This window comes from Pleomorphomonas koreensis DSM 23070, assembly GCF_000425185.1.
In the GTDB taxonomy this organism is placed as follows: domain Bacteria; phylum Pseudomonadota; class Alphaproteobacteria; order Rhizobiales; family Pleomorphomonadaceae; genus Pleomorphomonas; species Pleomorphomonas koreensis.
Map to the genome: position 1 here is coordinate 194,907 of NZ_AULH01000008.1, position 23,903 is coordinate 218,809.

The 23,903-nt window shown below is 68.5% G+C and carries 24 protein-coding genes; 12 read left to right on the top strand and 12 right to left on the bottom strand.

The window, feature by feature from the left end; translation table 11 throughout:
- Position 1: 1 nt before the first annotated feature.
- The gene (locus tag H512_RS0107675) at positions 2–892 is read left to right on the top strand and encodes an SDR family oxidoreductase (protein ID WP_026782956.1); all 891 of its coding nucleotides are present in this window, start codon (positions 2–4) and stop codon (positions 890–892) included.
- Between the two features lie 298 nt (positions 893–1,190).
- Entirely contained in the window at positions 1,191–1,553 is a 363-nt protein-coding gene (locus tag H512_RS0107680; protein WP_026782957.1) for a VOC family protein, read from the top strand.
- A 32-nt stretch (positions 1,554–1,585) separates the two neighbouring features.
- On the opposite strand, the gene H512_RS0107685 is transcribed toward H512_RS0107680, so the two are convergent.
- Positions 1,586–2,341: a glycerophosphodiester phosphodiesterase family protein gene (locus H512_RS0107685; RefSeq protein ID WP_026782958.1), complete on the bottom strand. Its 756-nt coding sequence runs from the start codon at positions 2,339–2,341 to the stop codon at positions 1,586–1,588.
- A 6-nt stretch (positions 2,342–2,347) separates the two neighbouring features.
- Positions 2,348–2,812, bottom strand: a complete 465-nt coding sequence (locus H512_RS0107690; RefSeq protein ID WP_026782959.1) for a RidA family protein — start codon at positions 2,810–2,812, stop codon at positions 2,348–2,350.
- Between the two features lie 187 nt (positions 2,813–2,999).
- Here H512_RS0107690 and H512_RS23065 point away from each other — a divergent pair, with 187 nt between their 5' ends.
- Positions 3,000–3,986: an EipB family protein gene (locus H512_RS23065; RefSeq protein WP_053239665.1), complete on the top strand. Its 987-nt coding sequence runs from the start codon at positions 3,000–3,002 to the stop codon at positions 3,984–3,986.
- A 4-nt stretch (positions 3,987–3,990) separates the two neighbouring features.
- Here H512_RS23065 and H512_RS23070 read toward each other — a convergent pair whose 3' ends face one another.
- The 5 genes from H512_RS23070 to H512_RS0107720 all read right to left on the bottom strand — a co-directional run bounded on the left by H512_RS23070 (position 3,991) and on the right by H512_RS0107720 (position 8,414).
- Positions 3,991–5,328: a TCR/Tet family MFS transporter gene (locus H512_RS23070; protein WP_281170330.1), complete on the bottom strand. Its 1,338-nt coding sequence runs from the start codon at positions 5,326–5,328 to the stop codon at positions 3,991–3,993.
- Between the two features lie 70 nt (positions 5,329–5,398).
- Entirely contained in the window at positions 5,399–5,566 is a 168-nt protein-coding gene (rpmG, locus tag H512_RS0107705; protein ID WP_026782960.1) for a 50S ribosomal protein L33, read from the bottom strand.
- Positions 5,567–5,688: 122 nt separating this feature from the next.
- The gene (locus H512_RS23075) at positions 5,689–6,885 is read right to left on the bottom strand and encodes an MFS transporter (protein WP_053239667.1); all 1,197 of its coding nucleotides are present in this window, start codon (positions 6,883–6,885) and stop codon (positions 5,689–5,691) included.
- Positions 6,886–6,946: 61 nt separating this feature from the next.
- Positions 6,947–8,146, bottom strand: a complete 1,200-nt coding sequence (locus tag H512_RS0107715; protein ID WP_026782961.1) for an FAD-dependent monooxygenase — start codon at positions 8,144–8,146, stop codon at positions 6,947–6,949.
- A gap of 22 nt (positions 8,147–8,168) precedes the next feature.
- The gene (locus tag H512_RS0107720) at positions 8,169–8,414 is read right to left on the bottom strand and encodes a zinc-finger domain-containing protein (protein WP_026782962.1); all 246 of its coding nucleotides are present in this window, start codon (positions 8,412–8,414) and stop codon (positions 8,169–8,171) included.
- Positions 8,415–8,539: 125 nt separating this feature from the next.
- Between H512_RS0107720 and H512_RS0107725 the strand changes: the two genes are divergently transcribed.
- The 5 genes from H512_RS0107725 to H512_RS26285 all read left to right on the top strand — a co-directional run bounded on the left by H512_RS0107725 (position 8,540) and on the right by H512_RS26285 (position 11,647).
- The gene (locus H512_RS0107725; RefSeq protein WP_026782963.1) at positions 8,540–9,286 is read left to right on the top strand and encodes an alpha/beta fold hydrolase; all 747 of its coding nucleotides are present in this window, start codon (positions 8,540–8,542) and stop codon (positions 9,284–9,286) included.
- A gap of 128 nt (positions 9,287–9,414) precedes the next feature.
- Positions 9,415–9,672, top strand: coding sequence for a spike base protein, RCAP_Rcc01079 family (locus tag H512_RS0107730; RefSeq protein ID WP_026782964.1), 258 nt, complete (start codon positions 9,415–9,417; stop codon positions 9,670–9,672).
- An 8-nt stretch (positions 9,673–9,680) separates the two neighbouring features.
- Positions 9,681–10,985, top strand: a complete 1,305-nt coding sequence (locus tag H512_RS0107735; RefSeq protein WP_026782965.1) for a phage head spike fiber domain-containing protein — start codon at positions 9,681–9,683, stop codon at positions 10,983–10,985.
- Between the two features lie 2 nt (positions 10,986–10,987).
- Positions 10,988–11,293: a hypothetical protein gene (locus H512_RS0107740; RefSeq protein WP_026782966.1), complete on the top strand. Its 306-nt coding sequence runs from the start codon at positions 10,988–10,990 to the stop codon at positions 11,291–11,293.
- Between the two features lie 195 nt (positions 11,294–11,488).
- A complete protein-coding gene (locus tag H512_RS26285; protein ID WP_084798356.1) occupies positions 11,489–11,647 on the top strand; it encodes a DUF3309 family protein in 159 nt (52 codons plus the stop codon).
- A 152-nt stretch (positions 11,648–11,799) separates the two neighbouring features.
- Here the strand turns inward: H512_RS26285 and clpA are convergent, their stop codons facing one another.
- Together clpA and clpS are read right to left on the bottom strand one after the other, a co-directional pair.
- Complete coding sequence (clpA, locus tag H512_RS23080) at positions 11,800–14,205, bottom strand: ATP-dependent Clp protease ATP-binding subunit ClpA (RefSeq protein WP_053239668.1); 2,406 nt, start codon at positions 14,203–14,205, stop codon at positions 11,800–11,802.
- Between the two features lie 9 nt (positions 14,206–14,214).
- Positions 14,215–14,607, bottom strand: coding sequence for an ATP-dependent Clp protease adapter ClpS (gene clpS, locus H512_RS0107760; protein ID WP_084798365.1), 393 nt, complete (start codon positions 14,605–14,607; stop codon positions 14,215–14,217).
- Positions 14,608–15,169: 562 nt separating this feature from the next.
- On the opposite strand from clpS, the gene H512_RS0107765 reads away from it, so the two are divergent.
- The gene (locus H512_RS0107765; RefSeq protein ID WP_036790568.1) at positions 15,170–16,786 is read left to right on the top strand and encodes a D-alanyl-D-alanine carboxypeptidase; all 1,617 of its coding nucleotides are present in this window, start codon (positions 15,170–15,172) and stop codon (positions 16,784–16,786) included.
- A 119-nt stretch (positions 16,787–16,905) separates the two neighbouring features.
- Here the strand turns inward: H512_RS0107765 and H512_RS0107770 are convergent, their stop codons facing one another.
- Positions 16,906–17,592, bottom strand: coding sequence for a DnaJ domain-containing protein (locus H512_RS0107770; RefSeq protein WP_036790571.1), 687 nt, complete (start codon positions 17,590–17,592; stop codon positions 16,906–16,908).
- A gap of 330 nt (positions 17,593–17,922) precedes the next feature.
- On the opposite strand from H512_RS0107770, the gene H512_RS0107775 reads away from it, so the two are divergent.
- Entirely contained in the window at positions 17,923–19,704 is a 1,782-nt protein-coding gene (locus H512_RS0107775; RefSeq protein ID WP_053239669.1) for a tetratricopeptide repeat protein, read from the top strand.
- A gap of 16 nt (positions 19,705–19,720) precedes the next feature.
- Positions 19,721–20,584, top strand: coding sequence for a 4-(cytidine 5'-diphospho)-2-C-methyl-D-erythritol kinase (locus H512_RS0107780; protein WP_026782971.1), 864 nt, complete (start codon positions 19,721–19,723; stop codon positions 20,582–20,584).
- Position 20,585: 1 nt separating this feature from the next.
- Here H512_RS0107780 and H512_RS0107785 read toward each other — a convergent pair whose 3' ends face one another.
- Both H512_RS0107785 and H512_RS0107790 read right to left on the bottom strand, forming a co-directional pair.
- On the bottom strand, positions 20,586–21,407 hold the full coding sequence (locus tag H512_RS0107785; protein WP_026782972.1) for a hypothetical protein: 822 nt from the start codon (positions 21,405–21,407) through the stop codon (positions 20,586–20,588).
- Between the two features lie 8 nt (positions 21,408–21,415).
- Positions 21,416–22,522, bottom strand: coding sequence for an anhydro-N-acetylmuramic acid kinase (locus H512_RS0107790; protein ID WP_036790574.1), 1,107 nt, complete (start codon positions 22,520–22,522; stop codon positions 21,416–21,418).
- Positions 22,523–22,624: 102 nt separating this feature from the next.
- On the opposite strand from H512_RS0107790, the gene tyrS reads away from it, so the two are divergent.
- Entirely contained in the window at positions 22,625–23,878 is a 1,254-nt protein-coding gene (gene tyrS / locus H512_RS0107795) for a tyrosine--tRNA ligase (RefSeq protein ID WP_026782974.1), read from the top strand.
- Positions 23,879–23,903: the final 25 nt, after the last annotated feature.

Here is a 23,903-nt window from a genome sequence, read left to right on the forward strand (position 1 = left end):
GATGAGCGAGAAACTGCTGGTGACCGGCGCCGCCGGCAAGCTCGGGCGAAGTGTCGTCGCCTATCTCGTCGAGGAGTTCGGCATCGATCCCGCCGATATCGTCGCCGGCACCCGCGACCCCGCCAAGCTCGATGACGTCGGCCCCGGCGGCGTCGCGGTGCGCACCGTCGACTTCGACAAGCCCGACGACCTCGCCACCGCCTTCGCCGGCATCGACCGCCTGCTGATCGTCTCCTCCGACGCCATCGGCACGCGCCTCGCCGGCCATAAGGCCGCTGTCGCCGCCGCCACGGCGGCCGGCGTCAAGGGCATCGTCTACACCTCGGCGCCCAACCCGCATGGCGCCAGCCATCCGCTGATCTTCGCCGGCGACCACGCCGGCACCGAGGCCGCCATCTTCGAGAGTGGCCTCCCCTATCGCATCCTGCGCAACTACTGGTACCACGAGAACCTGCTCAGGACCCTGCCGCCGGTGCTGAAGAGCGGCGCCTGGTATACCGCCGAGGCGCCCGGCACCCGCGTCGCCTACGTCGCCCGCGAGGATTGCGCCCGCGCCGCCGCCGCCGCCCTCGTCCGTCCGTGGGACCATGACAAGGCCGTCTACGACATCACCGGCGGCGAGGCCCTGACGATCGAGGAGGTGGCCGCTCTCGCCACCAAGGCGCTCGGCAAGCCGATCAACGTCGTCCACCTGTCGCCGGAGACGCTGGCCTCCGCCCTGAAGGTGGCGGGCGTGCCCGAGTTCGTCGTCGCCCTGACGCTGTCCATGGACGCCACCAACAGCGCCGGCCTGCTCTCCACCCCCTCCGACGCGGTGGAGCAACTGACCGGACGCGAGCCGCGTCCGCTCTCCGCCTTCTTCGAGGTCAACCGCGCCGCCTTCGTCGGCTGAGCGCCAGGAGCAATTCCAGCCAAAGCGGGAGCCGGTCTGGCGTCCGGAATTGCGTCCCAACAAAGAGATGGAGCATGTCCGGTGAACCGGATTTCACCGGACATGCTCCAGATTCCAAAACCAATCATCCTCGTGAAACGTGCGGATCACATTGATTCAGAGGGGTCTCCGCTGAAGCAGGAGGTTATTGGCGATGTGGCGTTCGTCGTCCTGGCTGTCGGTTTCAGCCGCAAGCCTCGACGCCGCCACCGCGTTCCGGCTCTGAAAAGGTTATACTTTTCAAACCGAGGAGATAATAATGGCCGTTAAACGGATTGTCGCAAATATTTCCGCGCCGCATCCTGATGCGGCTCGGTCGTTCTACTGTGACATACTGGGCCTTGAAGCTGTCATGGATCATGGTTGGATCATTACATTTGCCGCGCCAGCGATAGATGGCAGGCCGCAGGTCAGCATTGCCAGCGAAGGAGGCTCTGGAACGGCTGTTCCTGACCTCTCTGTCGAAGTCGACAATCTCGAAGAGGTCCAGAAGCGCGTTGGCGAAGCCGGGCTGGAAATCGAATATGGCCCGGCTGACGAACCCTGGGGCGTCAGGCGCTTCTATGTCCGCGACCCGTTCGGACGCCTTATCAACATCCTGAGCCACTCCGGCTCCGCATAGCCATGGCGGAATGAGCCTGAACCCCTGGGCATTCAGGCGTCCGGATCGAACCCCTCGAACACCGGCCCGGCGCCGAAATCCTGCGCCGCCCGCCGGTCCTCCGGCGTGCGGACGGTCCAGGCGGTCAGCGGCAGATGCCAGTCGTCGCGCACCCGGCGGCTGACGTCGTTGCCGAGCAGCTGCACCCAGTAGCTGACGAACTGGAACTTCGACCAGTCACGGTGGCCGAGACCGGCCAGTTCGTCGCGGTCGACGAAGCGATAGTGATTGTAGTCCTCGGCGCTCGCCGCATCGTCGGCGACGATGCCGCGCGGCAGATCGGGCGCGATCTCCGCGAGGTCCTGGATCTGCCGCGGATCGAAGGACTCCACCACCACCGGCCCGCCGTAGCCGGCAAGCTCGCGGGCGGTGGCCGCGACGAGGTCGCGCTGGCGCTCGGCGAAGTAGCTCTTGATCTCGACGACGAGGCCGGTCCGCCCGGCGACGAGATCGAGCACCTGCCGCAGCGTCGGGATGCGATCGTCGGTGCCGATCATCGGGATGGCCCGTAGTTCGGCCATCGTCCGGCCGGCCACCGGCCCCCGACCGGCGGTCAGCCGGTCGAGATGATCGTCATGGAACACATAGACGACGCCGTCGGCGGAGAGATGGACGTCCATCTCCATGGCAAAGCCCGCCCGCGCCGCCGCGTCGAAGGCCGAGAGCGTGTTTTCGATTCGTCCGGCCTTGTCGTCATGCAGGCCGCGGTGGGCGATCGGGCGGGCGGAGAGCCAGGAAATGTCCGTCATCTTGCGTCAGGAAACCTCGATGATGGCGTCGATTTCCACCGCGACGCCGAGCGGCAGGGCGGCGACGCCGACAGCCGTGCGGCTGTGCCTGCCCTTGTCGCCCAGCACGTTAGCGAACAGATTCGACGCTCCGTTGACGACCTGCGGCTGGTCGGTGAATTCCGGCGCGGAATTGACGAAGGCGTTGAGCCGCACGACGCGGACGATGCTGTCGAGGTCGCCGACGGCCGCCTTCACCTGGGCGAGGATGTTGAGGGCGCAAAGCTCGGCCGCCTTCTGGCCGGCCGCGACGTCGACGTCGGCGCCGAGCTTGCCGGTGACGGCCGCGCCGGCCGCCGTCTTGGAGATCTGGCCGGATACGAACAGGAGGTTGCCGGTGCGGACGTAGGGCACGTAGTTGGCGACGGGGGCGATCGCCTCCGGCAGCGTCAGGCCGAGGCCGGAAAGGGCGGATTCGACGGAACTGGTCATGGGAAATCTCCGAAAATGGGAGTTGGAGTCTTGCCCCATCGCGCCGACGAGCGCAACTCGGCGGCCCATCCGGCACGCCGCTTCCCGCTGCGATCGCTTGATGTTTCCGCAAGGATACGTGCTATCCTCCGGCCATTCATCCGGATACTCCAACCGTTTCCGTGACGACGCGCCGGGGAGCCCTACAATGAACCCGCTTTTCCGATCGGCGACGATCGCCTGTGCCGTCTCGGCGCTGATCGACCCGGCGCTGGCCGGCGGCCTGGTGCCGCACCGCGTCGCCTACGACCTCGCCCTCGAAAAGAACGCCCAGATCAGCGACGCCGCCGTCGATATGAAGGGGCGCATGGTCTACGAGTTCACCGGCAACGCCTGCGAGGGCTACAAGTCGGCCTTCCGGTTCGTGCTGGAGACCGGCGACGGCGAGGGCAACGCGGCGGTCACCGACCTGCGCAACAGCAATGTCGAAAGCGGTGACGGCAACAGCTTCGACTTCAGCTCGCAGACCTTTGTCAACGAGGTGCAGACCCAGGACGTCAAGGGCACCGCCCTCCGCGACGGCGAGAAGGTCGACGTCAAGCTGAAGCTCACCGAGGACACCGGCTTCACCATCGACAAGCCGGTGATCTTCCCGACCGCCCAGCTCCTCAAGACCATCGCCGAGGCGGAAAAGGGCACCACGGTATTCTCCGACGACGTCTACGACGGCTCGGACGGCGGCCAGCACGTCTTCCACACCTCCACCGCCATCGGCATGGCGCGCGCCACGCCGCCCGACACCAGCGAGAAGCCGATCGGCGATCTCCGCCGCTGGCCGGTCACCGTTTCCTATTTCGGCGGCGAGATTGGCGGCGACCAGCCGCCGGACTACTCGATTTCCTTCGACCTCTGGGAGAACGGCGTCTCTTCGCGCATGCGGCTCGATTACGGCGACTTCGTCCTCAGCGGCAAGATCGTCCATTTCGAGTTCCTGCCGACGACGCCCTGCGACCAGCCGCCAGTCGAGGCCGGAAAGGCCGCGGCGCCGGAAACGCCGGCGTTGCCCGACGCGGCAACCAATGAGGCGCCGGCCGCCCCCGGTGCCGCGCCGGAGATGCCGCCGCCGCCCGGTGCGACGCCGGCAACCCCTGACGCGAAGCCCGACGCGGCGCCCGACGAAACGCCCGCCAACTGACGCCTCACGCCGCCATCCGCCGCGCCTGCCGCAGGAACAGGGCGAGCGCGGCGAGCATCAGGGCGGCGGCGATGAAGTACGAGACGTCCGGACTGCGAACCGGCGCCGCCTCCGACAGGAAGTAGGCGAAGGCCTGGGTGTAGAAGATGGCGCCGATCAGCATGGCGATGTTCATCAGCGCCGAGATGCCGCCCTGAAGGGCTCCCTGCGTGTCCTCGGGCACCGCCTTCGACATCAGCGCCGACAGCATGGGATGGGCGAATCCCTCGACGGCGTTGATCACCAGCATCGCCACCACGACGGCGGTGGTCGGCGACAGCGCGAAGCCGATGCAGGTGGCCGCGGCACCGGCAATGCCCACGGCCGCCATCCGCCGCTCGCCCCAGCGAGCAACCGCCGGGCCGGTGCCGAATCCCTGTAGCAGCGCCACGGCGAGGCCGGAGGCGGCCAGCGTCAGTCCGACCGTGGTGGCCGACCAATTGTATTTGGCCATGCCCCAGAAGGACCAGACCGCTGGGTAGACCGAGGTTCCGAAGAAGAACACCGTCAGCACCAGCGCGTAGGGCAGCACGCCGGGATAGCGGGCGAACACGGCCAGCACGCCGAGCGGATTGGCCTCGCGCCAGCGGAAGGCACGGCGGCTGTCGCGCGGCAAGGTCTCCGGCAAGGCCAGGAGGCCGAACAGGAAGTTGGCGCTGGCCAGCGCGGCGGCACTCCAGAACGGCACGCGGGTCCCGAACTCGCCGAGCAGACCGCCGATCGCCGGCCCCAGCACGAAACCGAGCCCGAAGGCGGCCGTCATGCGGCCGAAGGCGCGGGCGCGATTCTCCGGCGCGCTGACGTCGGCGAGGCAGGCGCCGGCGATGACATGCGACGAGCCGCAGACGCCGGCGATCAGCCGGCCGACGAACAGCCAAAGCACGGTCGGCGCCAGCGCCTGCACGACATAGTCGACCGCCAGACCGGCGATGGCGATCAGCAGCAGCGGCCGCCGGCCGAAGCGATCGGACAGTGCGCCGGCCAGCGGCGCGAACATGAACTGCGCCAGGCTGAAGGCGGCGAACAGCCAGCCGCCGATACGGGCCGCCTCGTCGAGCCCGGTGTGTCCCACCTCCTCGATCAGTCGCGGCAGCACCGGGATGATCAGCCCGAATCCGACCACATCGAGGAACACGGCGACCAGCGCGAAGGCGGTGGCCCGGCGCGCCCCGGCGGCCGTGACGAAGGCGGGACGATCGGCGGTCATCGGCAGGAGTCTCCGGAGTGGGAGGCGGACTGTAAACCGTGCTGCGTCAGAACCTGTCGGCAGCGATGCCCTCAGGCCCGAAACGCAAAAAGGCACCCGAAACGGGTGCCTCCTGCGGAAAGCCGTAGAGGCCGGGCGCCTTGAGGCGTGTCCGGCCGGAACCGGATCACTTGATCTTGGATTCCTTGAACTCGACGTGCTTGCGCGCGACCGGATCGTACTTGGTCTTGGTCATCTTCTCGGTCATCGTGCGCGAGTTCTTCTTGGTGACGTAGAAGTACCCGGTGTCGGCGGTCGAGACGAGCCGGATCTTGATGGTCGTTGCCTTGGCCATGGCATCCGATTCCCTATGCTTGTTGACGGTGGACAGCCAAAGCGGCTGGACGCCTCCCGCGGGAAGCGTCTTTCGTTCGGCGGGCACCCTAGTCGAAAGCGCCTGAAAGTCAAGACGACAAGTCAGTTCGACAGGGGCTGTTTGCCGACATCCGGCGCCGGCACCGCACGGATGCGCCGGGCCGCGAAAGCCGCGTAGCCGGCGAGGATCGCCACCGTCACCACCACCAGCCCCTGCGGCCCCATCGCGTCCATGCCGACGCCGGTAAGTCCCGGCCCCACCAGCATGCCGGCCGAGTACATGAACACGAAGGCGGCGTTGGCCGAGGCGAGATCGGCGCCGGACAGGCGGGCGCCGAGATGGGTCAATCCCACCGCGTAGAGGCCGGATACCAGGCCGCCCCACAGGCCGATCACCGGCATCAGCAGCCGCCAGTCCGACGACACCGCCGCCGTCGCCAGGGCCGACGCGATACCGCCCAGCGCGACGTAGAGCAGCAGGCGCCGCCGGTCCATGCGGTCGGACAGCATGCCGAGCGGCAGCTGCGCCACGATGTTGCCGAGCGCCGCCGCCATCACCAGGAGCGCCGCCACCTGCTCGCTGTAGCCGAGCCGCAGGCCATAGACCGGCGAGAAGCTCATCACCGACGATTCGACGGCGCCGACCGTGAAGGCGGCCAGCGTCGCCAGCGGCACCACAGTGAGGAAATGCAGGAAGTTGCCGCCGGTCCCCTCGTGCATCGGCGGATCGGCCTTGAAGCCGGCGATGATCGGCAGGATGGAGAGGGCCATCAGCCCGGTGCCGATGGCGAACGGCAGCCAGCCCTCCGAGCCGACGACGCTGAGAATCGCCGGCCCGGCCGCGAAGCCGACGGACAGGATGGTGGCGTAGACGCCCATCACGAAGCCGCGTTTTGCGGCCGGCGCCAGGGCGTTGATCCAGAATTCCGAGACGATGAACGCCGTGTTGAGGCAGAGCGAGAAGATGAAGCGCAGCACGAACCAGACGGCGATCGAATCGAAGAGGTAGAACAGCGGGAAGGTCGCCGTGCCCAGCACCACCGCCATCAGCAACACCCAGGCGGCGCCGAAGCGGCGCGTCAGCACCGGCACGAAGGGCGTGCTGAGCAGGGCGGCGACGCCGGCCGCCACCGTCACCAGGCCGATCACCGAGCCGGAATGGCCGCGCTGCTCCAGGATGACCGCCAGGAGCGGCATGCCGAGCGACAGCGACGTGCCGACCGCCGAGATGGCGCCGATGGCGGCGGCGAGGCCGGCGAGGCGGCGGCGGTCGAAACCATCGGAAGCGGGAGGCGTCATGGCCGGTCCTTTCGAAAGCCTGGCGGAGCGAGTCTGACATTCCAATGTCGGAACCGAACCGCTAGCCTTCTGGCGGACGCCAGCCGTAAATCCAGTCCATGCCGGCGATCAGCCGCTCCGCGCCGAGTGCCCGCATGCCGAGATTGCGCGCCTTGGCCGCCGCGCCGCCGAGATGATAGATGCGGCCGTTGCGCCGGGCGGCGGCGGCCACCTTGTCGGTGCGCGCCTTGCGCCCCTCGGCGAAACCCGAGAGCCGCTCCTCGACGTCGCCGCCGGTGCCGGAGGCCAGCACGCCCGACAGTACCCGCGCGTCCTCGATGGCCATGGCGGCGCCCTGCGCCACGAAGGGCGGCATGCCATGCACGGCGTCGCCGATCAGCACCGCCCGGCCGCGCGTCCACGGCGTGTCGCGCGGCGCCTCGCAAAGCGCCCATTTCCGCCAGCTTTCCGGCATGGCGATCAGCTTGCGCACCGGTTCCGGCCAACGCGCGAAGGCGGCCCGGATCTGTTCGGGATCGCCCGGCACGTCCCAACCGTCGTCGTTCCAGACATCGTCGATGGCGGCGACGAGGTTGATCTCGCGACCGGCGTCGATGGCGTAGTGAACGAGATGGGCATGCCGGCCGAGCCACAGGCCGGTCTCGTTGTGCCGGAAGGACTGGGCGACGAAGCCCTCGGCCTTGAAGGTGGCCCGCCAGGCGGTGCGGCCGGTGTAGACGGCCGGGCGGCCGCCCATCACCTTCTCGCGCACCATGGAGCGAACGCCGTCGGCGCCCACCAGCACGCCGCCGCGGAATTCGACCGGCTGGCCCGCCTCGCGGCCGGCGACCGTCACCCCGGCCTCGTCCTCCTGCAGACTGTCGATGTCGACACCGAGATGCAGGCTGACGCGCGGCTCCTGCTCGACGGCGGCCAGCAGCGTCCCCTGAAGATCGGCGCGGTGAATGACGATATAGGGCGCACCGTAGCGCTCGACCATCGCCTCGCCGAGCGGCAGGCGCAGGATGAGACGGCCGCTTGCCCCGTCGCGGATGGCGATCGCCTCCGGCCGGATGCCCGTCGCGTCGAGCGCCGAGCCGAGTCCGAGATGAAACAGGATCGCCGAGGCGTTGGGCGACAGTTGCAGGCCGGCGCCGACTTCCCTCAGCTCCTGCGCCCGGTCGATCACCGTGACCCGCACGCCGGCGCGCGCCAGGCACAGGGACAGCGTGAGGCCGGCTATTCCGGCCCCGACCACCACCACCGGCAAGTGATCCGGCATAGCTCCATCCTTGGCGTGGGAATCAGGCCGCCTGCGGCCGCCACGCGGCGTCCTTGGGTTCCGATTCGGTCGCCTTCAGCGACGGATCGTAGCGATAGGCGGTCGAGCAATAGGCGCAGACGACCTCCGTCTCGTCTCCCATTTCCAGGAAGATGTGCGGATGGTCGAAGGGCGGCCTGGCGCCGATGCACATGAATTCCTTCGCGCCAATCCGGATGGTCGCCACGCCGGCGTCATTGGCGAAATGAGGAATGAAAGCGTCCGCCATGCACGATACCCTTGTTGAAATCCGCGACTTCGGCAAGCATACCGGCAACATAACGGCAAGAACAGTCCCTTTGCGGCAAAAGCCAGGGACTTCGACGGACCACCGCCCGACGAGGGAAACGCGACATGCCGAGCTTTTCGACCCGCGACGGCGACTTCTCCTATCTCGACGAAGGCAACGGCCCGCCGGTGGTGCTCGTCCACGGCTTTGCCTCCAACGCCCGCGTCAACTGGCGCGATACCGGCTGGATCGACCACCTGACGGCCGCCGGCTACCGGACGATCGCCCTCGACAATCGCGGCCATGGCGGCTCGGTCAAGCTCCACGATCCCGAGGACTACCGGCTGGAGAAGATGGCCGGCGACGTCGAGGCGCTGATCGACCATCTCGACCTCGCCCGCGTCAGCGCCATCGGCTACTCGATGGGCGCCCGCATCCTCATCGACTTCGCCGTCCGCCGCTCTGACCGGCTGAGCAGGCTGGTGCTTGGCGGCATCGGCGGCGCCATGGCCAAGGGCGAGATGGACAAGGAGCCTATCGCCGCCGCCCTCACCGCCCCGTCCATCGATGATGTCGCCGATCCTGTCGGCCGCGGCTACCGGCAGTTCGCCGACCGGACCCGATCCGATCGCGAGGCGCTCGCCGCCTGCATCCGCGGCTATGGCCGGCCCGTCGATCCGGCGGAGGCCGGCCGCATCACTGTCCCGACACTGGTCGCCGTCGGCAGCAAGGACGCCGTAGCCGGCTCGGCCGCCGAGCTGGCGGCGATGATCCCCGGCGCGGAGGTGCTCGACATTCCGAACCGCGACCACATGCGGGCAACCGGCGACAAGGTGTTCAAGGAAGGCGCGACGGCCTTCCTCAAGGGGTGACGGCGGCAACTTCCGATCATCCTGCCGAATTCGCACCACCGGATATCCCCGTCGTCCGAACCGCGCCTATCCTTCTCGCCGGACCGCCCGTCTTCCCGAACGGCGCCCGAAACAGCGAGAGGACCATCATGGCCGACACCTTCTCCGGACATTCCAACGGCCTCGGCAGCCCGGCCGCTCAGGCCGCCGCCGTCACGCCGAGCGACAGCACCGATCTCGCCAACGCAAGCCGGGCGCTCTACGTCGGCACGGCCGGCAACCTGACGATCGTCACGGTTGGCGGTTCGACGGTGACGCTGATCGGCGCCAGCGGCTGGATGCCGGTGCGTGTCGCCCGCGTGCTGGCCACCGGCACCACGGCTTCCGACATCGTCGCTGTCTGGTGAGGCCCGCCATGCTGGGAACAGGACTGCGCCTCACCGAGGCTCCCATTCTTTCCAGAGCCAGCTGGTGGCTGACCGCCCGTCACCGTCTCGACGGCATCGCTCCGGCCGCTATTCTGTCGCCGGCCTCCGGCCGCTCGATGCTCGACGGCAAGCCGGCGGCCGACGCCGCGCTGATCTCCCGCCAGGGCGGCGCCAAATACGTCATCGGCAAGGATGGCGCGCTCGTCCAGATCGCCGCCAACACCCTCGCCTACGACTATAGCTCCGGCCGCCGGCGCCTCAGATTCGAGGGTGCGGCGACCAACTCCATCCGCAACTCGACGATGGTGGGTGCCGGCGCTGGCACTCCGGGGTCGGCGCCGACCAATTGGTCGTTGGTCGCGTCGGCGTCCGGACTTACCCGCTCGATCGTCGGCGTCGGCAGCATGCTCGGCAAGCCCTACATCGACGTCCGCTGGCGGGGTACCATAGCTGGGACCGCCTCCGCACAGATGGACCCCGAGTCGTCGATGCAGCTTGCCGGCGTCCAGGGCCAGACCTGGACGCATGCCGCGGACATCGCGCTGGTGGCCGGGGCGTGGCCGACGACCGGCAACGTCTATATCGGCATCACCGAGCGCTCGTCGGCAGGGTCCGTCATCGCAGGCGGCAATGCGTCTCTCCGAGGCATCGGCTCCGCCCTGACGCGCATCTCGCATAGCCGCACGCTCGCAAATGCCTCGACGGCCTATGTCCAGCCGGTGATCCGGTTCGATCCGTCTGCGGATGGGGAGGTCGTCGATTTCACGGTCCGCATTGCCGCGCCGCAGATGGAGATGTCGGCTGCCGCATCGTCCTATATCCCGACCTCGGGCGCCGCCGTCACCCGGCCGGCCGACGTGGCGCCGCTGTGGTCCGGCGCCGGTCAGGCGACCGCCTGGGCGTGGCGCGGCAGCGTGCCGGCTCCGATCGCCGGCCAGACTTTGCTTGGCGCCAATGGCGGCCCCTATCTCAACGCCGGGGTCAATGATCCAACCGCCGTGCGCTTACAAGGCACGGGGTCGGTTACCGGCGACCGCGCCGGCACGCTGCCGGGGCCTGTTGCGGCCTGCTTCGGATGGGACGCTGCGGGGCGGAGGATCGCCATCAACACGCAAGCCGCCATCGGTGACGCCGTGGCGCCGACATACGCCCGCGCCATAATGGCGCTGGGCGCCGTCGCCGGCCTTGCCGCCGGCCAGATCCTCGACATCGACGAGCTTGTCGCCTGGCGCCTGCCCGACCGTCCGTCGGCGGCCGGCTGTCAGGCGCAGGCCCGCGCGTGGAGTGCCTGATCATGCGGACCATCCGACTGCGCTTTGCCGACGAGGCCGCCGCCCGCGACACTCTCAAGGCCGCCGGCTGGCTGGCGACCGATCCGGAGACCGGCGCCGAGACGGTGCCGCCACTCGTATGGGTCTCTGGCGCCCGCTGCGACATCGACATGATCGGCGTGCTCCATGAGGCGGCCGATGCGGACGCCCAGCCGGTCGCGCTGCCCGGCTGGCACATCAACCTGCTGTGGTGGGGAGATGGTACCGCGCCGGCGATCGGTGGCGAGACGGTGGAGCCCGAGGCGGCGCTTCGGGAGTGGCTGGTGTAAGAAACACCTCGCACCGACACCATGCAACTGGCCGGCAGCCCGGCGTTTTGCCTGCCCATCCGGGACCTCGGCGGCATGTCGGCGGTCATCTCCATGGAACCGCCGGGGCCCTTTGCGAATTTGCTCTGGTAGGCAGGATTTATCGAGCTGGGTTGTCCCTGCCTTTACCGCCCCTTTCGCTAATGGAGACCGCCCATGACTCTCGGAACAATCCTGGTGATCGTCCTGATCCTGGTTCTCATCGGGGCGTTGCCACGTTGGCAGTATAGCAACAACTGGGGGTACTTCCCCAGCGGCGGCCTGGGCCTGATCCTGCTCATCGTCATCATCCTGATGTTGATGGGGCGCATCTGACATCGCGCCGTCGGCCTTCGCCGCGCCCGGCAGAGGCGAGCCGATCGCCCTCCCCGCTGACATGGCGATCGGCTCTCGTGTAGACCCCAAACAGAAAAGCGGCGCGGTCCCCATGGATCGCGCCGCTTCTTCGTTGTTTCCAGACCCCAGCCTCAGACCGCCTTGGCGCTCTGCTTGGGGCTGCGCTTGCGCGGCTTCGGCGGCACCGCCCCATCGCCGGCCTTGGCGTCCACCTCATCCACCTTGCGCTTCAGCGCCGGGTCGGGCAGGCAGTCGAGCTTCAGGCCGATCTCGCCGGCCTCGTTGGTCTCGACCGACACCTTGACGGTGCCGCCCTTCTTCAGCACGCCGAACAGCACGGCATCGGCCAGCGGCCGCTTGATGTGCTCCTGGATGACGCGGCCGAGCGGCCGGGCGCCCATGCGCTCGTCGTAGCCCTTGGTGGCCAGCCAGTCGACCGCCGCCTCGTCCAGCTCGAAGGTGACGTTGCGGTCGGCGAGCTGCGCCTCGAGCTGCATGACGAACTTCTGCACCACCGAACGCACCACCTCCGGCGGCAGCGCCCCGAACGGGATGATCGCGTCGAGACGGTTGCGGAACTCCGGCGTGAACATCCGGTTGATCGCCTCGGTGTCGTCGCCTTCGCGCTTGGAGCGGCTAAAGCCGATCGGCTCGCGCGCGAGGTCGGAAGCGCCGGCGTTGGTGGTCATGATCAGGATGACGTTGCGGAAGTCGACCTGCTTGCCGTTGTGGTCGGTCAGCTTGCCGTGGTCCATCACCTGCAACAGGATGTTGAACAGATCCTGATGCGCCTTCTCGATCTCGTCGAGCAGCAGCACGCAATGCGGATGCTGGTCGACGCCGTCGGTCAAAAGGCCGCCCTGGTCGAAGCCGACATAGCCCGGAGGCGCGCCGATCAGCCGGCTGACGGTATGCCGCTCCATGTACTCCGACATGTCGAAGCGCAGGATCGGCACGCCGAGGATCGAGGCGAGCTGGCGGGCCACCTCGGTCTTGCCGACGCCGGTCGGGCCGGAGAACAGGTAGTTGCCGATCGGCTTCTCCGGCTCGCGCAGGCCGGCGCGGGCCAGCTTGATCGCCGAGGCCAGCGCGGCGATCGCCTTGTCCTGGCCGTAGACCACACGCTTGAGGTTGGTCTCGAGGGTTTCGAGCACCTCAGCATCGTCCTTGGAGACCGACTTCGGCGGGATGCGGGCCATGGTGGCGATGGTCGCCTCGATCTCCTTGACGCCGATCACCTTCTTGCGCTTGGGCTCGGGCAGCAGCATCTGGCTGGCGCCGGTCTCGTCGATGACGTCGATCGCCTTGTCCGGCAGCTTGCGGTCGTTGATATAGCGGGCGCTCAGCTCCACCGCCGCCTTGATGGCGTCCTGGGTGTAGCGCACCTTGTGGAACTCCTCGAAATACGGCTTGAGGCCCTTCAGGATGTCGATGGCGTCGGCGACCGTCGGCTCGTTGACGTCGATCTTCTGGAAACGCCGTACCAGCGCCCGGTCCTTCTCGAAGAACTGGCGGTATTCCTTGTAGGTGGTCGAGCCGATGCAGCGGACGGTGCCGCTGGACAGCGCCGGCTTCAGGAGGTTGGAGGCGTCCATCGCGCCGCCCGAGGTGGCGCCGGCGCCGATCACCGTATGGATCTCGTCGATGAACATGATGGCGCCGGGATAGTTCTCGATATCCTTCACCACCTGCTTCAGCCGCTCCTCGAAGTCGCCGCGATAGCGGGTGCCGGCCAGAAGCGCGCCCATGTCGAGCGCGAAGATGGTGGAGTCCTTCAGCACCTCCGGCACGTCGCCGTCGACGATGCGGCGGGCGAGGCCCTCGGCGATCGCCGTCTTGCCGACGCCGGGATCGCCGACGTAGAGCGGATTGTTCTTGGAGCGGCGGCACAGCACCTGGATGGTGCGGGCGATCTCGTCGGCCCGGCCGATCAGCGGGTCGATCTTGCCCTTCACCGCCTTCTCGTTGAGGTTGACGCAATAGGCTTCGAGCGCGTCGGCCTTCTTCTTCTCGGCCTGCGGCCCGCCGCTCGGCGGCGTTTCCGGCGACGGCGCCTCCTCATCAACGCCACGCGGACCCCGGCTCTCGCTCATGCCGGCGCGCTTGGCGATGCCGTGGCTGATGTAGTTGACCGCGTCGTAGCGCGTCATGTCCTGCTCCTGCAGGAAATAGGCGGCGTGGCTCTCGCGCTCGGCGAAGATGGCGACCAGCACGTTGGCGCCGGTCACCTCGTCGCGGCCCGACGACTGCACGTGGATCACCGCCCGCTGGATGACGCGCTGGAAGCCGGCGGTCGGCTTGGCCTCGTCGCCGAGTTCAGTGACGAGGTTGTCAAGCTCGGTGTCGATATACTCGACGAGATTGCGCTTCAGGACGTCGAGATCGACCGAGCAGGCGCGCATGACGGCGGCCGCGTCGGGGTCTTCGACCAGCGACAAGAGGAGGTGTTCGAGCGTCGCGTATTCCTGGCGGCGTTCATTGGCGAGAGCGAGGGCCTGGTGAAGGGCTTTTTCGAGGCTGCGCGAGAAGGATGGCACGATGGACCCTCACTTTTTTTCCATGACGCACTGAAGCGGATGCTGATGGCGGCGCGCGAAGTCCATCACTTGTGTCACCTTGGTCTCGGCGACTTCATAGGTATAGACGCCACATTCCCCCACCCCATGATGGTGGACGTGCAACATGATCTGGGTTGCCTCTTCACGCCCCTTGTTGAAGAACCGCTCCAGGATGTGCACCACGAATTCCATCGGCGTGTAGTCGTCGTTCAGGATCAGAACGCGATACATGCTCGGTCGTTTGGTCTTGGTCAGGACCTTGGAGGCAACCCCAGTTCCCGACCCGGACCCATTCCCACTGTCCCCCTCATCGTCGTCGGCCGACAGGACCGTCCGGCGCGTCGTCTCGCCCCCCCCCGTTTGGGCCGGTCGGCCAGCCATGGCGCGGATGCAAGGGAAGATCGCGGCGGCACCCGCCGTTGCTTCGCTCGTCACGCCAGCCTCAACCGCCTCGACCACCTTCTTCCTCCGATTGCTTGCCCCAATGTTGCGGGCTATGGGGCCATATTGAATCAGGGACAACGGGGGTGCAATTCCAATCTGGAGTCTAGGCCGACACTCGACGCCCCATTGGGCGGCAAGCGCCTGTTCTTCCATATCTGGTAAGCATTTTCGCTTAGGTCAAGTCGCGATGCAATACGGTTGACCACCGGCAGACCCCAGCTTTTCGCATGGCCCTCCCCCATTCTGCCCGGTGTGGCGGGACCTGCCGTCCTGTTTCGGGACGGTGCAAATCCGGAAAAGTCGATTCAAACTTTACGCTTCCGTAACCGCGTTGCCGCTAATTTTGCCACCGTTGCCCGCTGGGCGCAGAGGGATGGAGAACGGGTCGGAATGGGCTTTCGGAAGTGGCCGCGCGGCCGGTCCGAAACCCGCGGGTTGGCGTTGCGAGGGCGGTCCATTGTTGAGTTTGCGTCGTTTTGTTTCCAAGGTTCTTCACCGGATGGCGGCCCCGGCGGCCGCGGTGATCATCGCGGCGGGCGTTTCCGGCGCCGCTCTGGCGGCCAAGGAGTTCCCGAGCCAGGTCGTCCCTTCAAAATACGCGGCAATCGTCGTCGACACCGCCACCGGCAAGGTGCTCTACCAGGCCAATCCCGATGCCGCGCGCTACCCGGCCTCGCTCACCAAGATGATGACGCTCTACGTCCTGTTCGAGGAACTCGACCGGGGTCGTTTCAAGCTGTCGACGCCGCTGCGCGTCTCGGCGCTGGCCCAGCGGCAGTCGCCGACCAAGCTCGGCCTCAGGGCCGGCGAGACCATCACCGTCGAGGATGCCATCAAGGGCCTGATCACCCGCTCGGCAAATGATGCCGCCGCCGTCATCGCCGAAAACGTCGCCGGCTCGGTGCCGGCCTTCGCCGAGCGCATGACGCGCACCGCCCGCGCCATCGGCATGACCAACACCCGCTTCCGCAACGCCAACGGCCTGCCCGATCCGGGCCAGTACACCTCGGCGCGTGACATGATGAAGCTCGGCGTGGCGTTGCAGGTGCGCTTTCCCCAGTATTATCCGCTGTTCTCGATCCGCTCCTACACCTTCCGCGGACGCACCATCGGCAACCACAACAACCTGCTCGGCCGCGTCAACGGCGTCGACGGCATCAAGACCGGCTACGTCAACGCCTCCGGCTTCAACCTGGTGACGTCGGTGAAGCGCGACGGCCGCAAGATCGTCGCCGTGGTCATGGGCGGCAAGACGGCCGCCCAGCGCGACGCCCACATGGTGCAGCTGATCAACACCTACCTGCCGAAGGCGTCCCGCGCCCGTGGCTACGACGACGATCTCGTCGCCGACGCCATGAACGCGCCGAAGGTGGCCGCCGCCAGCGCCGCCGCGCCGGCCGAGCCGGCCCGCCTCCTCGCCGCCTCGACGCTGCCGCCGCATCCGGCGCCGGTGCCGCGGCCGATGGCGGCCGATGCCGGTGCCGACCCGGCCGCCGATCCGGCGATGATCACCGCCTCCGCCGCCCCGGTGGCGCCGCTGCCGCCCGTCGCGCCGGATGTCCCGGCGCCGGTGGTCGTCGCGGCGGCCGCCGCCGCCCCGGCGCCCCAGCCGGCGCCCGAACCGGTCAGCCTCGCCACGGCCACCCTGCCGGCCAGCCTTGCCAACGCCCGCCTGCCCTCCTCGGCCGCCGAAGCCTTCGCCGACATCGGCCCGGCACCGCAGGGCGACCCGATGGCCGACCTCGTCGCCCGCGTCGACGCCCATTCGCGCAAGACCGCCAAGCGGGGCATCGAAGTGGCCTCCGCCGCGCCGGCCAACGTCATGACCGACGCGCCGGCCGCCCAGCCGGAGGCGTCGGCCGCCGCCCGTCCGAGCGGCTGGTACATCCAGATCGGCGCCGTCGGCTCGAAGGCCGCCGCCATGGACCTTCTCGACAAGGCGAAGTCGGCGGCACCGCAGCTTGCCGCCGCCGACCCGTTCGCCGAGCCGGTCAGCAAGGGCGGCTCGACGGTGGTGCGGGCACGCTTCGGCGGCTTCGAGAACGAGAAGGCGGCCAACAAGGCCTGCGCCGCCCTGAAGAAAAGCGACTTCGCCTGTTTCACCATCAGGCTCTGACCGCCCGCGGGCGGTCGGAGCGCCCCGCGCCCGACCCGGAAGGCTTGTATCCGCCCTCCTCCCTGCGCGGGAATCCCCGATCGATCGACAACGGCACCCATAGTTTTGCGTAACGGGAGCTAGCCATGTTTGGACAGAAGCCGGTCCTTGGCCTGGTTGATACGTACCGCCAGGAAAGTGGAGCCGCCCTGATCGGGATGCACCCGCTTCATCAGTCGGCGGTGGGCGGCCCGGATGTCGGCCTCTCCGGCGCCCTGCTGAAGCCCAAGGATCTCGTACGCCTCCTGCTCGCTCATGGCGCCCGCATTCGACGGTCGACCGCGCCGCGATGCGGCCTCACGCTCCATGTTCTCACGCCAGCCGGGCATTCGGCGGTCGAGATAAATCTCTAGCGTCGCGCGGCTGCGGCCGTCGCGCGCCGTCTCGGCATAGAGGCGGGACAGTTCCGCGCCGTCGAGCCGGCCGAGATCGCGGCCGCGCAATGTGCCGCCCAATACCCGGCCGCCGATGGCGCCGCCATCGACCGTCACCTCGACGAGCGGCGAGCGCAGCACCGACCGGCCACCCGGCGCCATCCGCCGCGACTTGAGCATCCCCGCCCGGTACAGCGCCATCAGCGCCGCCACGCCGAGGGCGGCGAAGGCGACCCGGCCGGTGAGGAACAGCGCCGCCACGACGCCAAGGCCGGCCAGGAGGCCATAGTTGCGGGAGATGGCGTCGATATCGCTCTTGAGGCGATCACCGCGCCAGCGCACCAGCCAGGCGCCGAGAGCGAGAAAGAGAACCAGCAGGAAGGCCATGTTCATGGCGGCGGCGTCCGGCGTTACGGGTTGCGTGAGGCTTCAGGCCGATGTCCCGGGCAATCCGATGGACGGGATATCGGCGATGTCGTCGGCGAGCCGATGCGTCGGCACAGCGGTTCGCCGGTATCATTTCGAACTTTGCCGACCGGAATGCAATGGCGGCGGCCCCAGGCCGACTTTCGGGCCGACTTTATTGCGACGATGCGCCACGCCGCGCTTGATGCGCCACGCCTTTGCCGCCATTTTCCGTTTCAGTGGAGTCGGCGGCCGTGCCATGGTCGCCGGCGCGGCTTTTCTGCTCCGCCACCAACCGACGACGGGGATCGTTCGCCCATGATGCTACGCCAGCCGACCATCCGACGCTTCGCCATGGGACCCCTTCTCGGAGCGGCGCTGGCAACCCTCGTGCTCGTCGCACCGGCCGCGGCGCGCGGCACCTCGGCGCCGCAGGCGGAATCCGGCCTGCCGATCGCCTCGTCGCTCGAAGGCAACTACCTGGCTGGCCGCTTCGCCGGCAGCATCTCCGACTATCGCGCCTCGGCCGACTATTTCGCCTCGGCGCTGCTCGACGCGCCCGAGGACAAGCTGCTGCTGGAGCGGGCGCTGTCGCTCTACATCGCCGCCGGCGAGATGACCGAGATCCGCGCCTTCGCCGAGCGCCTGCGCGCCGTCGATCCCGACAGCCCGATCGCCTCGCTGACCATCGGCCTCGACGATTTCCAGAGCGGCCGCTGGTCGGACGCCATCGAGTCCTTCAAGCACGCCCGCTCCGGGCCGCTTCTGACGCTGGCCGTCGAGGTCCTGTCGGCCTGGGCCGAGCAGGGCGCCGGCCGCACCGACGACGCCCTCGCCCGTCTCGGCAAGCTCGACGGCGAGAAGTGGTATCTGTTCTTCCGCCACTATCACGCCGGCCTCATCGCCTCGGTCGCCGGCCGCGACCAACTGGCCGCCGACGAGTTCAAGGCGGCGCTGGCCATCGACGACAGTCCGGTGGCGGTGATCGACGCGGCAACGCGCGCCTTCGCCCGCAACGGCGACGCCGCCGCCGCCCAGGCCACCCTCGACAAGGCGCTGGCTTCGGCGCCGGGGCATCCGCTCCTGAAGGATCTGGCGTCCGTCATCGCCTCGAAGCGCCGCCCGGCGCCGCACGCCCGCACGGTGGGCGAGGGAGCGGCGGAAATCCTGTCCGGTCTCGGCTCGGCCATCGTGCGCGAGGACGCCAACGACCTCGGCGTGGTTCTCCTGCAGATGGCGCTGTCGCTCGATCCGGAAGAGGACATGACGCGCATCACGCTGGCCGAGAATTTCGAGCGCCTGAACCGCCCCGACGAGGCCCTCGCCATCCTCGACAGGATTTCGGCCCGCTCGCCGCTACGGCGCAACGCCGACATCATGATCGCCTTCGACTACAACGCGCTCGATCAGGTGGACGAGGCGCGCGCCGCGCTGAAGCGGGTGATCCGCAAGAATCCCAAGGACAAGGAGGCGCTGAACGGCCTCGGCAACATCCTGAGGACGCGCAAGATGTTCGCCGAGGCGGCGGACGTCTACACCCGCACCATCAAGGCGATCGGCGACAAGCCACAGGCCGATGACTGGCAGGTGTTCTACAATCGCGGCATCACCTACGAGCGCACCGACCGCTGGCCCGAGGCCGAGGCCGACTTCAAGAAGGCTCTGGAACTCAAGCCCGACCAGCCGCTGGTCCTCAACTATCTCGGCTATTCCTGGATCGACAAGGGCATGAACCTCAAGGAGGGCATGGCGCTGATCGAAAAGGCGGTCAGCCTTGCCCCGACCGACGGCTTCATCGTCGACAGCCTCGGCTGGGCCCACTACAAGCTCGGAGAATATGACAAGGCCGTCGACGAGCTGGAGCGGGCCGTGACCCTGATGCCGTCCGATCCCACCATCAACGACCATCTCGGCGACGCCTACTGGCAGGTCGGCCGGCGCATCGAGGCGCGCTTCCAGTGGAACCACGCCAAGGCCAGCAAGCCCGAGCCGGACGCTCTCGCCAAGATCGAAGCCAAGATCGAGAACGGCCTCGTCGAGGACAACGCCGGCAAGGACGCCGCCGAGGCGTCGGCGCCGAAGGCCCAGCCGGTTCCCTGACAGACGCGGTGAAGGCATGACGCCGGTGGTCGAACAGGCCCGCGCCAAGATCAACCTGGCGCTGCACGTCACCGGCCGGCGGCCGGACGGCTATCACGACCTCGACATGCTCGTCGCCTTCGCCGACGTCGGCGACGAGGTGGGGCTGGCGCCGGCCGGAGCCGACCGCTTCGACATCGCCGGGCCGATGGCCGCCGGCCTCGCGGCCGACGCCGACAACCTGGTACTGCGGGCCGTGCGCGGCTTCCGGGCGCTGACCGGCCAAACAGAGCCGCTCGCCGTCCGCCTCGTCAAGCGCCTGCCGGTCGCCTCGGGCATCGGTGGCGGCTCGGCCGATGCGGCGGCGACATTGCGCGCCCTCTGCCGGCTTCACGATCATCCCGCCGACGATGCCGCCCTCGCCAGGCTGGCGCTGTCGCTCGGCGCCGACGTGCCGATGTGCCTCGCCGGCCGGCCGGCCCGCGTCTCGGGCGTCGGCGAGCGCATCGAACCGGCCGGCGGGCGCCTTGCCTTCGGTCTGCTGCTCGTCAATCCGGGCGTCGGCCTGTCGACGCCGGCCGTGTTCGGGGCGCTCGAACGGCGCGACAATCCGCCACTTCCGGCCCTGCCCGCCATCGGCTCGGCCGCCGGCTTCGCCGCCTTCCTGGCGGCGGCAACCCGCAACGACCTGGAGCCGCCGGCCCGTGCGCTGGCCCCCGAAATTGGCGGCGTGCTGGCCGCCCTCGCCGCGCTGCCTGACGTTCGGCTCGCCCGCATGTCGGGATCGGGAGCCACCTGCTTCGGCCTGTTCGGCGACCGGCAAGCGGCCGAGACGGCCGGCGCCCGCCTCGCCGCCGATCATCCCGGCTGGTGGGTGGCGCCCGCCGAGGCGCGGTTCTGAGTCACAGATCGACGGCGACGTCCTCGGCGGCGATCACCCGGTGGATGCGCTCCTCGTCGGGCGCCTCCTCGCCGAACGGCGCCACCGTCCAGTCCCAGACATCGGAGGCGAACGGCGGCGTGACGCCGGCGAGAAGGTCATGGCTTTCGACGATGATGCCGTCCTGCCGCCGCCTGATATAGGAGACGTCGGTGACGATCACCGTCTTGCAGGGGAGCTGGGCCAGCCCGTCGAGATGGCCGGCCACCAGCTCGGCCACCGCGTCGTCGGGCATGATGCGCGCCTGCCCATCCTTCGCTTGCAGCCGGGCCTCGGCGCCGACGGCGATCTGCGACAGCACGTTGGCCGAGATCACCAGATCGAGTTCGTCGATCTTGCGGAGGAAGCCCAGCGGATCGAGGCGCACGCCGAGGTCGTCCTGTCCGGTGGCGAGCTTGATGCGCGACTGCTCGGCCAGCCGGTCGTAGCCGGAGATGTCGCGCGTCATGAACGCGACGTTGGGATAGCGGCGCAGCAGCACCGTCAGCCGTGTCGTCGGCAGGTGGCACACGTCGACCAGCACCACCTTCTTGAACATGCTGGACAGCCGCTCGATCGGCACGTCGCGCAACAGGCCCGAGCCGAGCACCACCGCCGTGCGCCGCACGTCGACGCCGTCGATCGCCCGATCGATCGCCGCCCGCGTCCGCGCCTCGTGCCCGGCCCAGGCGTCGCGGCATCGGCGCGCCCTCGACCGGAGGCCGATGGCGTCGCGGATGGCGGCGGCGCGGGTATGCGGCGAGGAAAGGCGAGTTGCGGCGAACAGAAGGGCATCGGCCAGCATGGACGTCCTCAGGCGATCTCGCCGCAGACCACCGGCACCGGCGTGCCGGTGGTGGTGGGGAAGGTGGACGGCAGGTTTCTCAGGCGCCGGGCGGCGAGATAGGCGAAGGCTTGCGCCTCGACGAAATCGGCGTCGAAGCCGACCTCGCCGGCCGGCACCACCGCGACGCCGGCCCGCTCGGCGATCATTCCGATCATGGCGGGATTGCGGGCGCCGCCGCCGGAGACGATCACCGTCTTCACCGGCGCGCCGGCAAGGCGCAGACCGGCCGCCACGCCCTCCGCCGTAAAGGCGGTCAGCGTCGCCACCCGGTCGGCGAACGGCAGGCTGGCCACCGCATCGGCGCGGAAGGTGTTGCGGTCGAGCGACTTCGGCGCCGGCGTCTCGAAATAGGGATGGCCCATCAACTCGGCCAGCACGCCGTCGTCGACGCGTCCCCGCGCGGCGATGGCGCCGTCGACGTCGAAGCGGGCGCCGGTGGCGTTGAATACCAGGTCGTCGATCAGCGCGTTGCCGGGGCCGGTGTCGAAGGCGGTCAGTTCGCCGTCCTCGCCGATCAGCGTCACGTTGGCGACGCCACCGATGTTGAGGAAGGCGACCGGCGCCGCGAGGCCGGCCTTCCGCGCCAGCGCCCGGTGATAGACCGGCACCAGGGGCGCGCCCTGGCCGCCCTCGCGGATGTCGGCCGAGCGGAAATCGTAGACTACCGGCAGGTTGAAGCGTTCGGCCAGCACGCCGGCATCGCCGATCTGGGCGGTGAAGCCGCGATCGGGGGCGTGGTGCACGGTCTGGCCGTGGAAGCCGATCGCCTCGGGCCGGATGCCCTTCTTCTCGGCGGCGATCAGCAGCACGGCGACGGCGTGGGCATGGGCATCGGTGACCACCGTCTCCGCCTCGCCGAGCCGGCCGAAGCGGTCGTCGCGGCCGGTCATGCCGCGCGCATCCTTCAGCGCCGCCCTCAGCACCGACCGCTCCTCGTCGCCATAGGGCTGGAACAGGGTCGGCCCGAACTCGGCTATCCCCTCGCCGTCGGTGCGGATCAGTGCCGCGTCGACGCCGTCCATCGACGTGCCGCTCATCAGACCAAGTGCCCAGATGGCCGAATCGCCAGACATTTTTGACCTCATACCCCGTGAAATCCCCGCTCGATCCTGATAGGAAGCCCAGCGGACTGATACGTCAATTCGGTTCCGCGGACAAACCAAAGGTAAGGACAGATGAGCGGCTTCAAGTCGGACTTCCTGCGCACGCTCGACGAGCGCGGCTTCATTCACCAGATCTCGGACCCCGAAGGTCTCGACGCGGCGTGCATGAAAGGTCCGATCACCGCCTATGTGGGCTATGACGCCACGGCCACCTCCATCCACATCGGCAACCTGATCACCGTCACCATGCTGCACTGGCTCCAGGAGACCGGCCACCGGCCGATCAGCCTGATGGGCGGCGGCACGTCGATGGTCGGCGATCCCTCCTTCCGCGACGAGCAGCGCAAGCTGCTGACGCCCGAGCAGATCGCCGCCAACATCGAGAGCATCAAGAAGGTCTACGCCCGCATCCTGCGCTACGGCGACGGCCCGACCGACGCCATCATGGTCAACAACGCCGACTGGCTGATGAAGCTCAACTACGTCGAGTTCCTGCGCGACGTCGGCCGCTTCTTCTCGGTCAACCGCATGCTGTCCTTCGACAGCGTCAAGCTGCGGCTCGACCGCGAGCAGTCGCTCAGCTTCCTCGAATTCAACTACATGATCATGCAGGGCTACGACTTCGTCGAGCTGAACCGCCGCTACGGCACCGTCCTGCAGATGGGCGGCTCCGACCAGTGGGGCAACATCGTCAACGGCGTCGACCTCAGCCACCGCATGGGCGGCCCGCAGCTCTACGCGCTGACCACGCCGCTGCTCACCACCTCGTCGGGTCAGAAGATGGGCAAGACGGCCAACGGCGCCGTCTGGCTGAACGGCGACATCTTCAGCCCCTATGACTTCTGGCAGTATTTCCGCAACACCGAGGATGCCGACGTCGTCCGCTTCCTGAAGATCTTCACCCGCCTGCCGCTTGCCGAGATCGCCCGACTCGGCGCGCTCGGCGGTGCCGAGATCAACGAGGCCAAGAAGGTGCTGGCCACCGAGGCGACCACCGTCGTCCACGGTCGCGAAGCGGCGGAGGCGGCCGCCGAGACGGCGCGCCTGACCTTCGAGGAAGGCGTCCATGCGGACGATCTCCCCACCATCGAGGTGCCGAAGGCCGACCTCGAGGCCGGCGTCGGCGTGCTCGCCGCCTTCGTGCAGGCCGGCCTCGCCGCCTCCAACGGCGACGCCCGCCGCTCGGCCCAGGGCGGCGGCCTCAGGGTCAACGACCGCCCGGTCACCGACCCCAAGGAGACGCTGACGCTCCGGAGCCTCACCGACGACGGCGTCATCAAGCTGTCGCTCGGCAAGAAGAAGCATGTGCTGCTGAAGCCGGTGTGAGCCGGTTCGGACAAGGATATCGACT

Excerpts from the sequence above, each read along its gene's own strand:
- H512_RS0107675 (WP_026782956.1), top strand. The coding sequence starts at position 2 with ATGAGCGAGAAACTGCTGGTGACCGGCGCCGCCGGCAAGCTCGGGCGA.
- H512_RS0107680 (WP_026782957.1), top strand. The coding sequence starts at position 1,191 with ATGGCCGTTAAACGGATTGTCGCAAATATTTCCGCGCCGCATCCTGAT.
- H512_RS0107685 (WP_026782958.1), bottom strand. The coding sequence starts at position 2,341 with ATGACGGACATTTCCTGGCTCTCCGCCCGCCCGATCGCCCACCGCGGC.
- H512_RS0107690 (WP_026782959.1), bottom strand. The coding sequence starts at position 2,812 with ATGACCAGTTCCGTCGAATCCGCCCTTTCCGGCCTCGGCCTGACGCTG.
- H512_RS23065 (WP_053239665.1), top strand. The coding sequence starts at position 3,000 with ATGAACCCGCTTTTCCGATCGGCGACGATCGCCTGTGCCGTCTCGGCG.
- rpmG (WP_026782960.1), bottom strand. The coding sequence starts at position 5,566 with ATGGCCAAGGCAACGACCATCAAGATCCGGCTCGTCTCGACCGCCGAC.
- H512_RS23075 (WP_053239667.1), bottom strand. The coding sequence starts at position 6,885 with ATGACGCCTCCCGCTTCCGATGGTTTCGACCGCCGCCGCCTCGCCGGC.
- H512_RS0107715 (WP_026782961.1), bottom strand. The coding sequence starts at position 8,146 with ATGCCGGATCACTTGCCGGTGGTGGTGGTCGGGGCCGGAATAGCCGGC.
- H512_RS0107720 (WP_026782962.1), bottom strand. The coding sequence starts at position 8,414 with ATGGCGGACGCTTTCATTCCTCATTTCGCCAATGACGCCGGCGTGGCG.
- H512_RS0107725 (WP_026782963.1), top strand. The coding sequence starts at position 8,540 with ATGCCGAGCTTTTCGACCCGCGACGGCGACTTCTCCTATCTCGACGAA.
- H512_RS0107730 (WP_026782964.1), top strand. The coding sequence starts at position 9,415 with ATGGCCGACACCTTCTCCGGACATTCCAACGGCCTCGGCAGCCCGGCC.
- H512_RS0107735 (WP_026782965.1), top strand. The coding sequence starts at position 9,681 with ATGCTGGGAACAGGACTGCGCCTCACCGAGGCTCCCATTCTTTCCAGA.
- H512_RS0107740 (WP_026782966.1), top strand. The coding sequence starts at position 10,988 with ATGCGGACCATCCGACTGCGCTTTGCCGACGAGGCCGCCGCCCGCGAC.
- H512_RS26285 (WP_084798356.1), top strand. The coding sequence starts at position 11,489 with ATGACTCTCGGAACAATCCTGGTGATCGTCCTGATCCTGGTTCTCATC.
- clpS (WP_084798365.1), bottom strand. The coding sequence starts at position 14,607 with ATGGCTGGCCGACCGGCCCAAACGGGGGGGGGCGAGACGACGCGCCGG.
- H512_RS0107765 (WP_036790568.1), top strand. The coding sequence starts at position 15,170 with ATGGCGGCCCCGGCGGCCGCGGTGATCATCGCGGCGGGCGTTTCCGGC.
- H512_RS0107770 (WP_036790571.1), bottom strand. The coding sequence starts at position 17,592 with ATGAACATGGCCTTCCTGCTGGTTCTCTTTCTCGCTCTCGGCGCCTGG.
- H512_RS0107775 (WP_053239669.1), top strand. The coding sequence starts at position 17,923 with ATGATGCTACGCCAGCCGACCATCCGACGCTTCGCCATGGGACCCCTT.
- H512_RS0107780 (WP_026782971.1), top strand. The coding sequence starts at position 19,721 with ATGACGCCGGTGGTCGAACAGGCCCGCGCCAAGATCAACCTGGCGCTG.
- H512_RS0107785 (WP_026782972.1), bottom strand. The coding sequence starts at position 21,407 with ATGCTGGCCGATGCCCTTCTGTTCGCCGCAACTCGCCTTTCCTCGCCG.
- H512_RS0107790 (WP_036790574.1), bottom strand. The coding sequence starts at position 22,522 with ATGTCTGGCGATTCGGCCATCTGGGCACTTGGTCTGATGAGCGGCACG.
- tyrS (WP_026782974.1), top strand. The coding sequence starts at position 22,625 with ATGAGCGGCTTCAAGTCGGACTTCCTGCGCACGCTCGACGAGCGCGGC.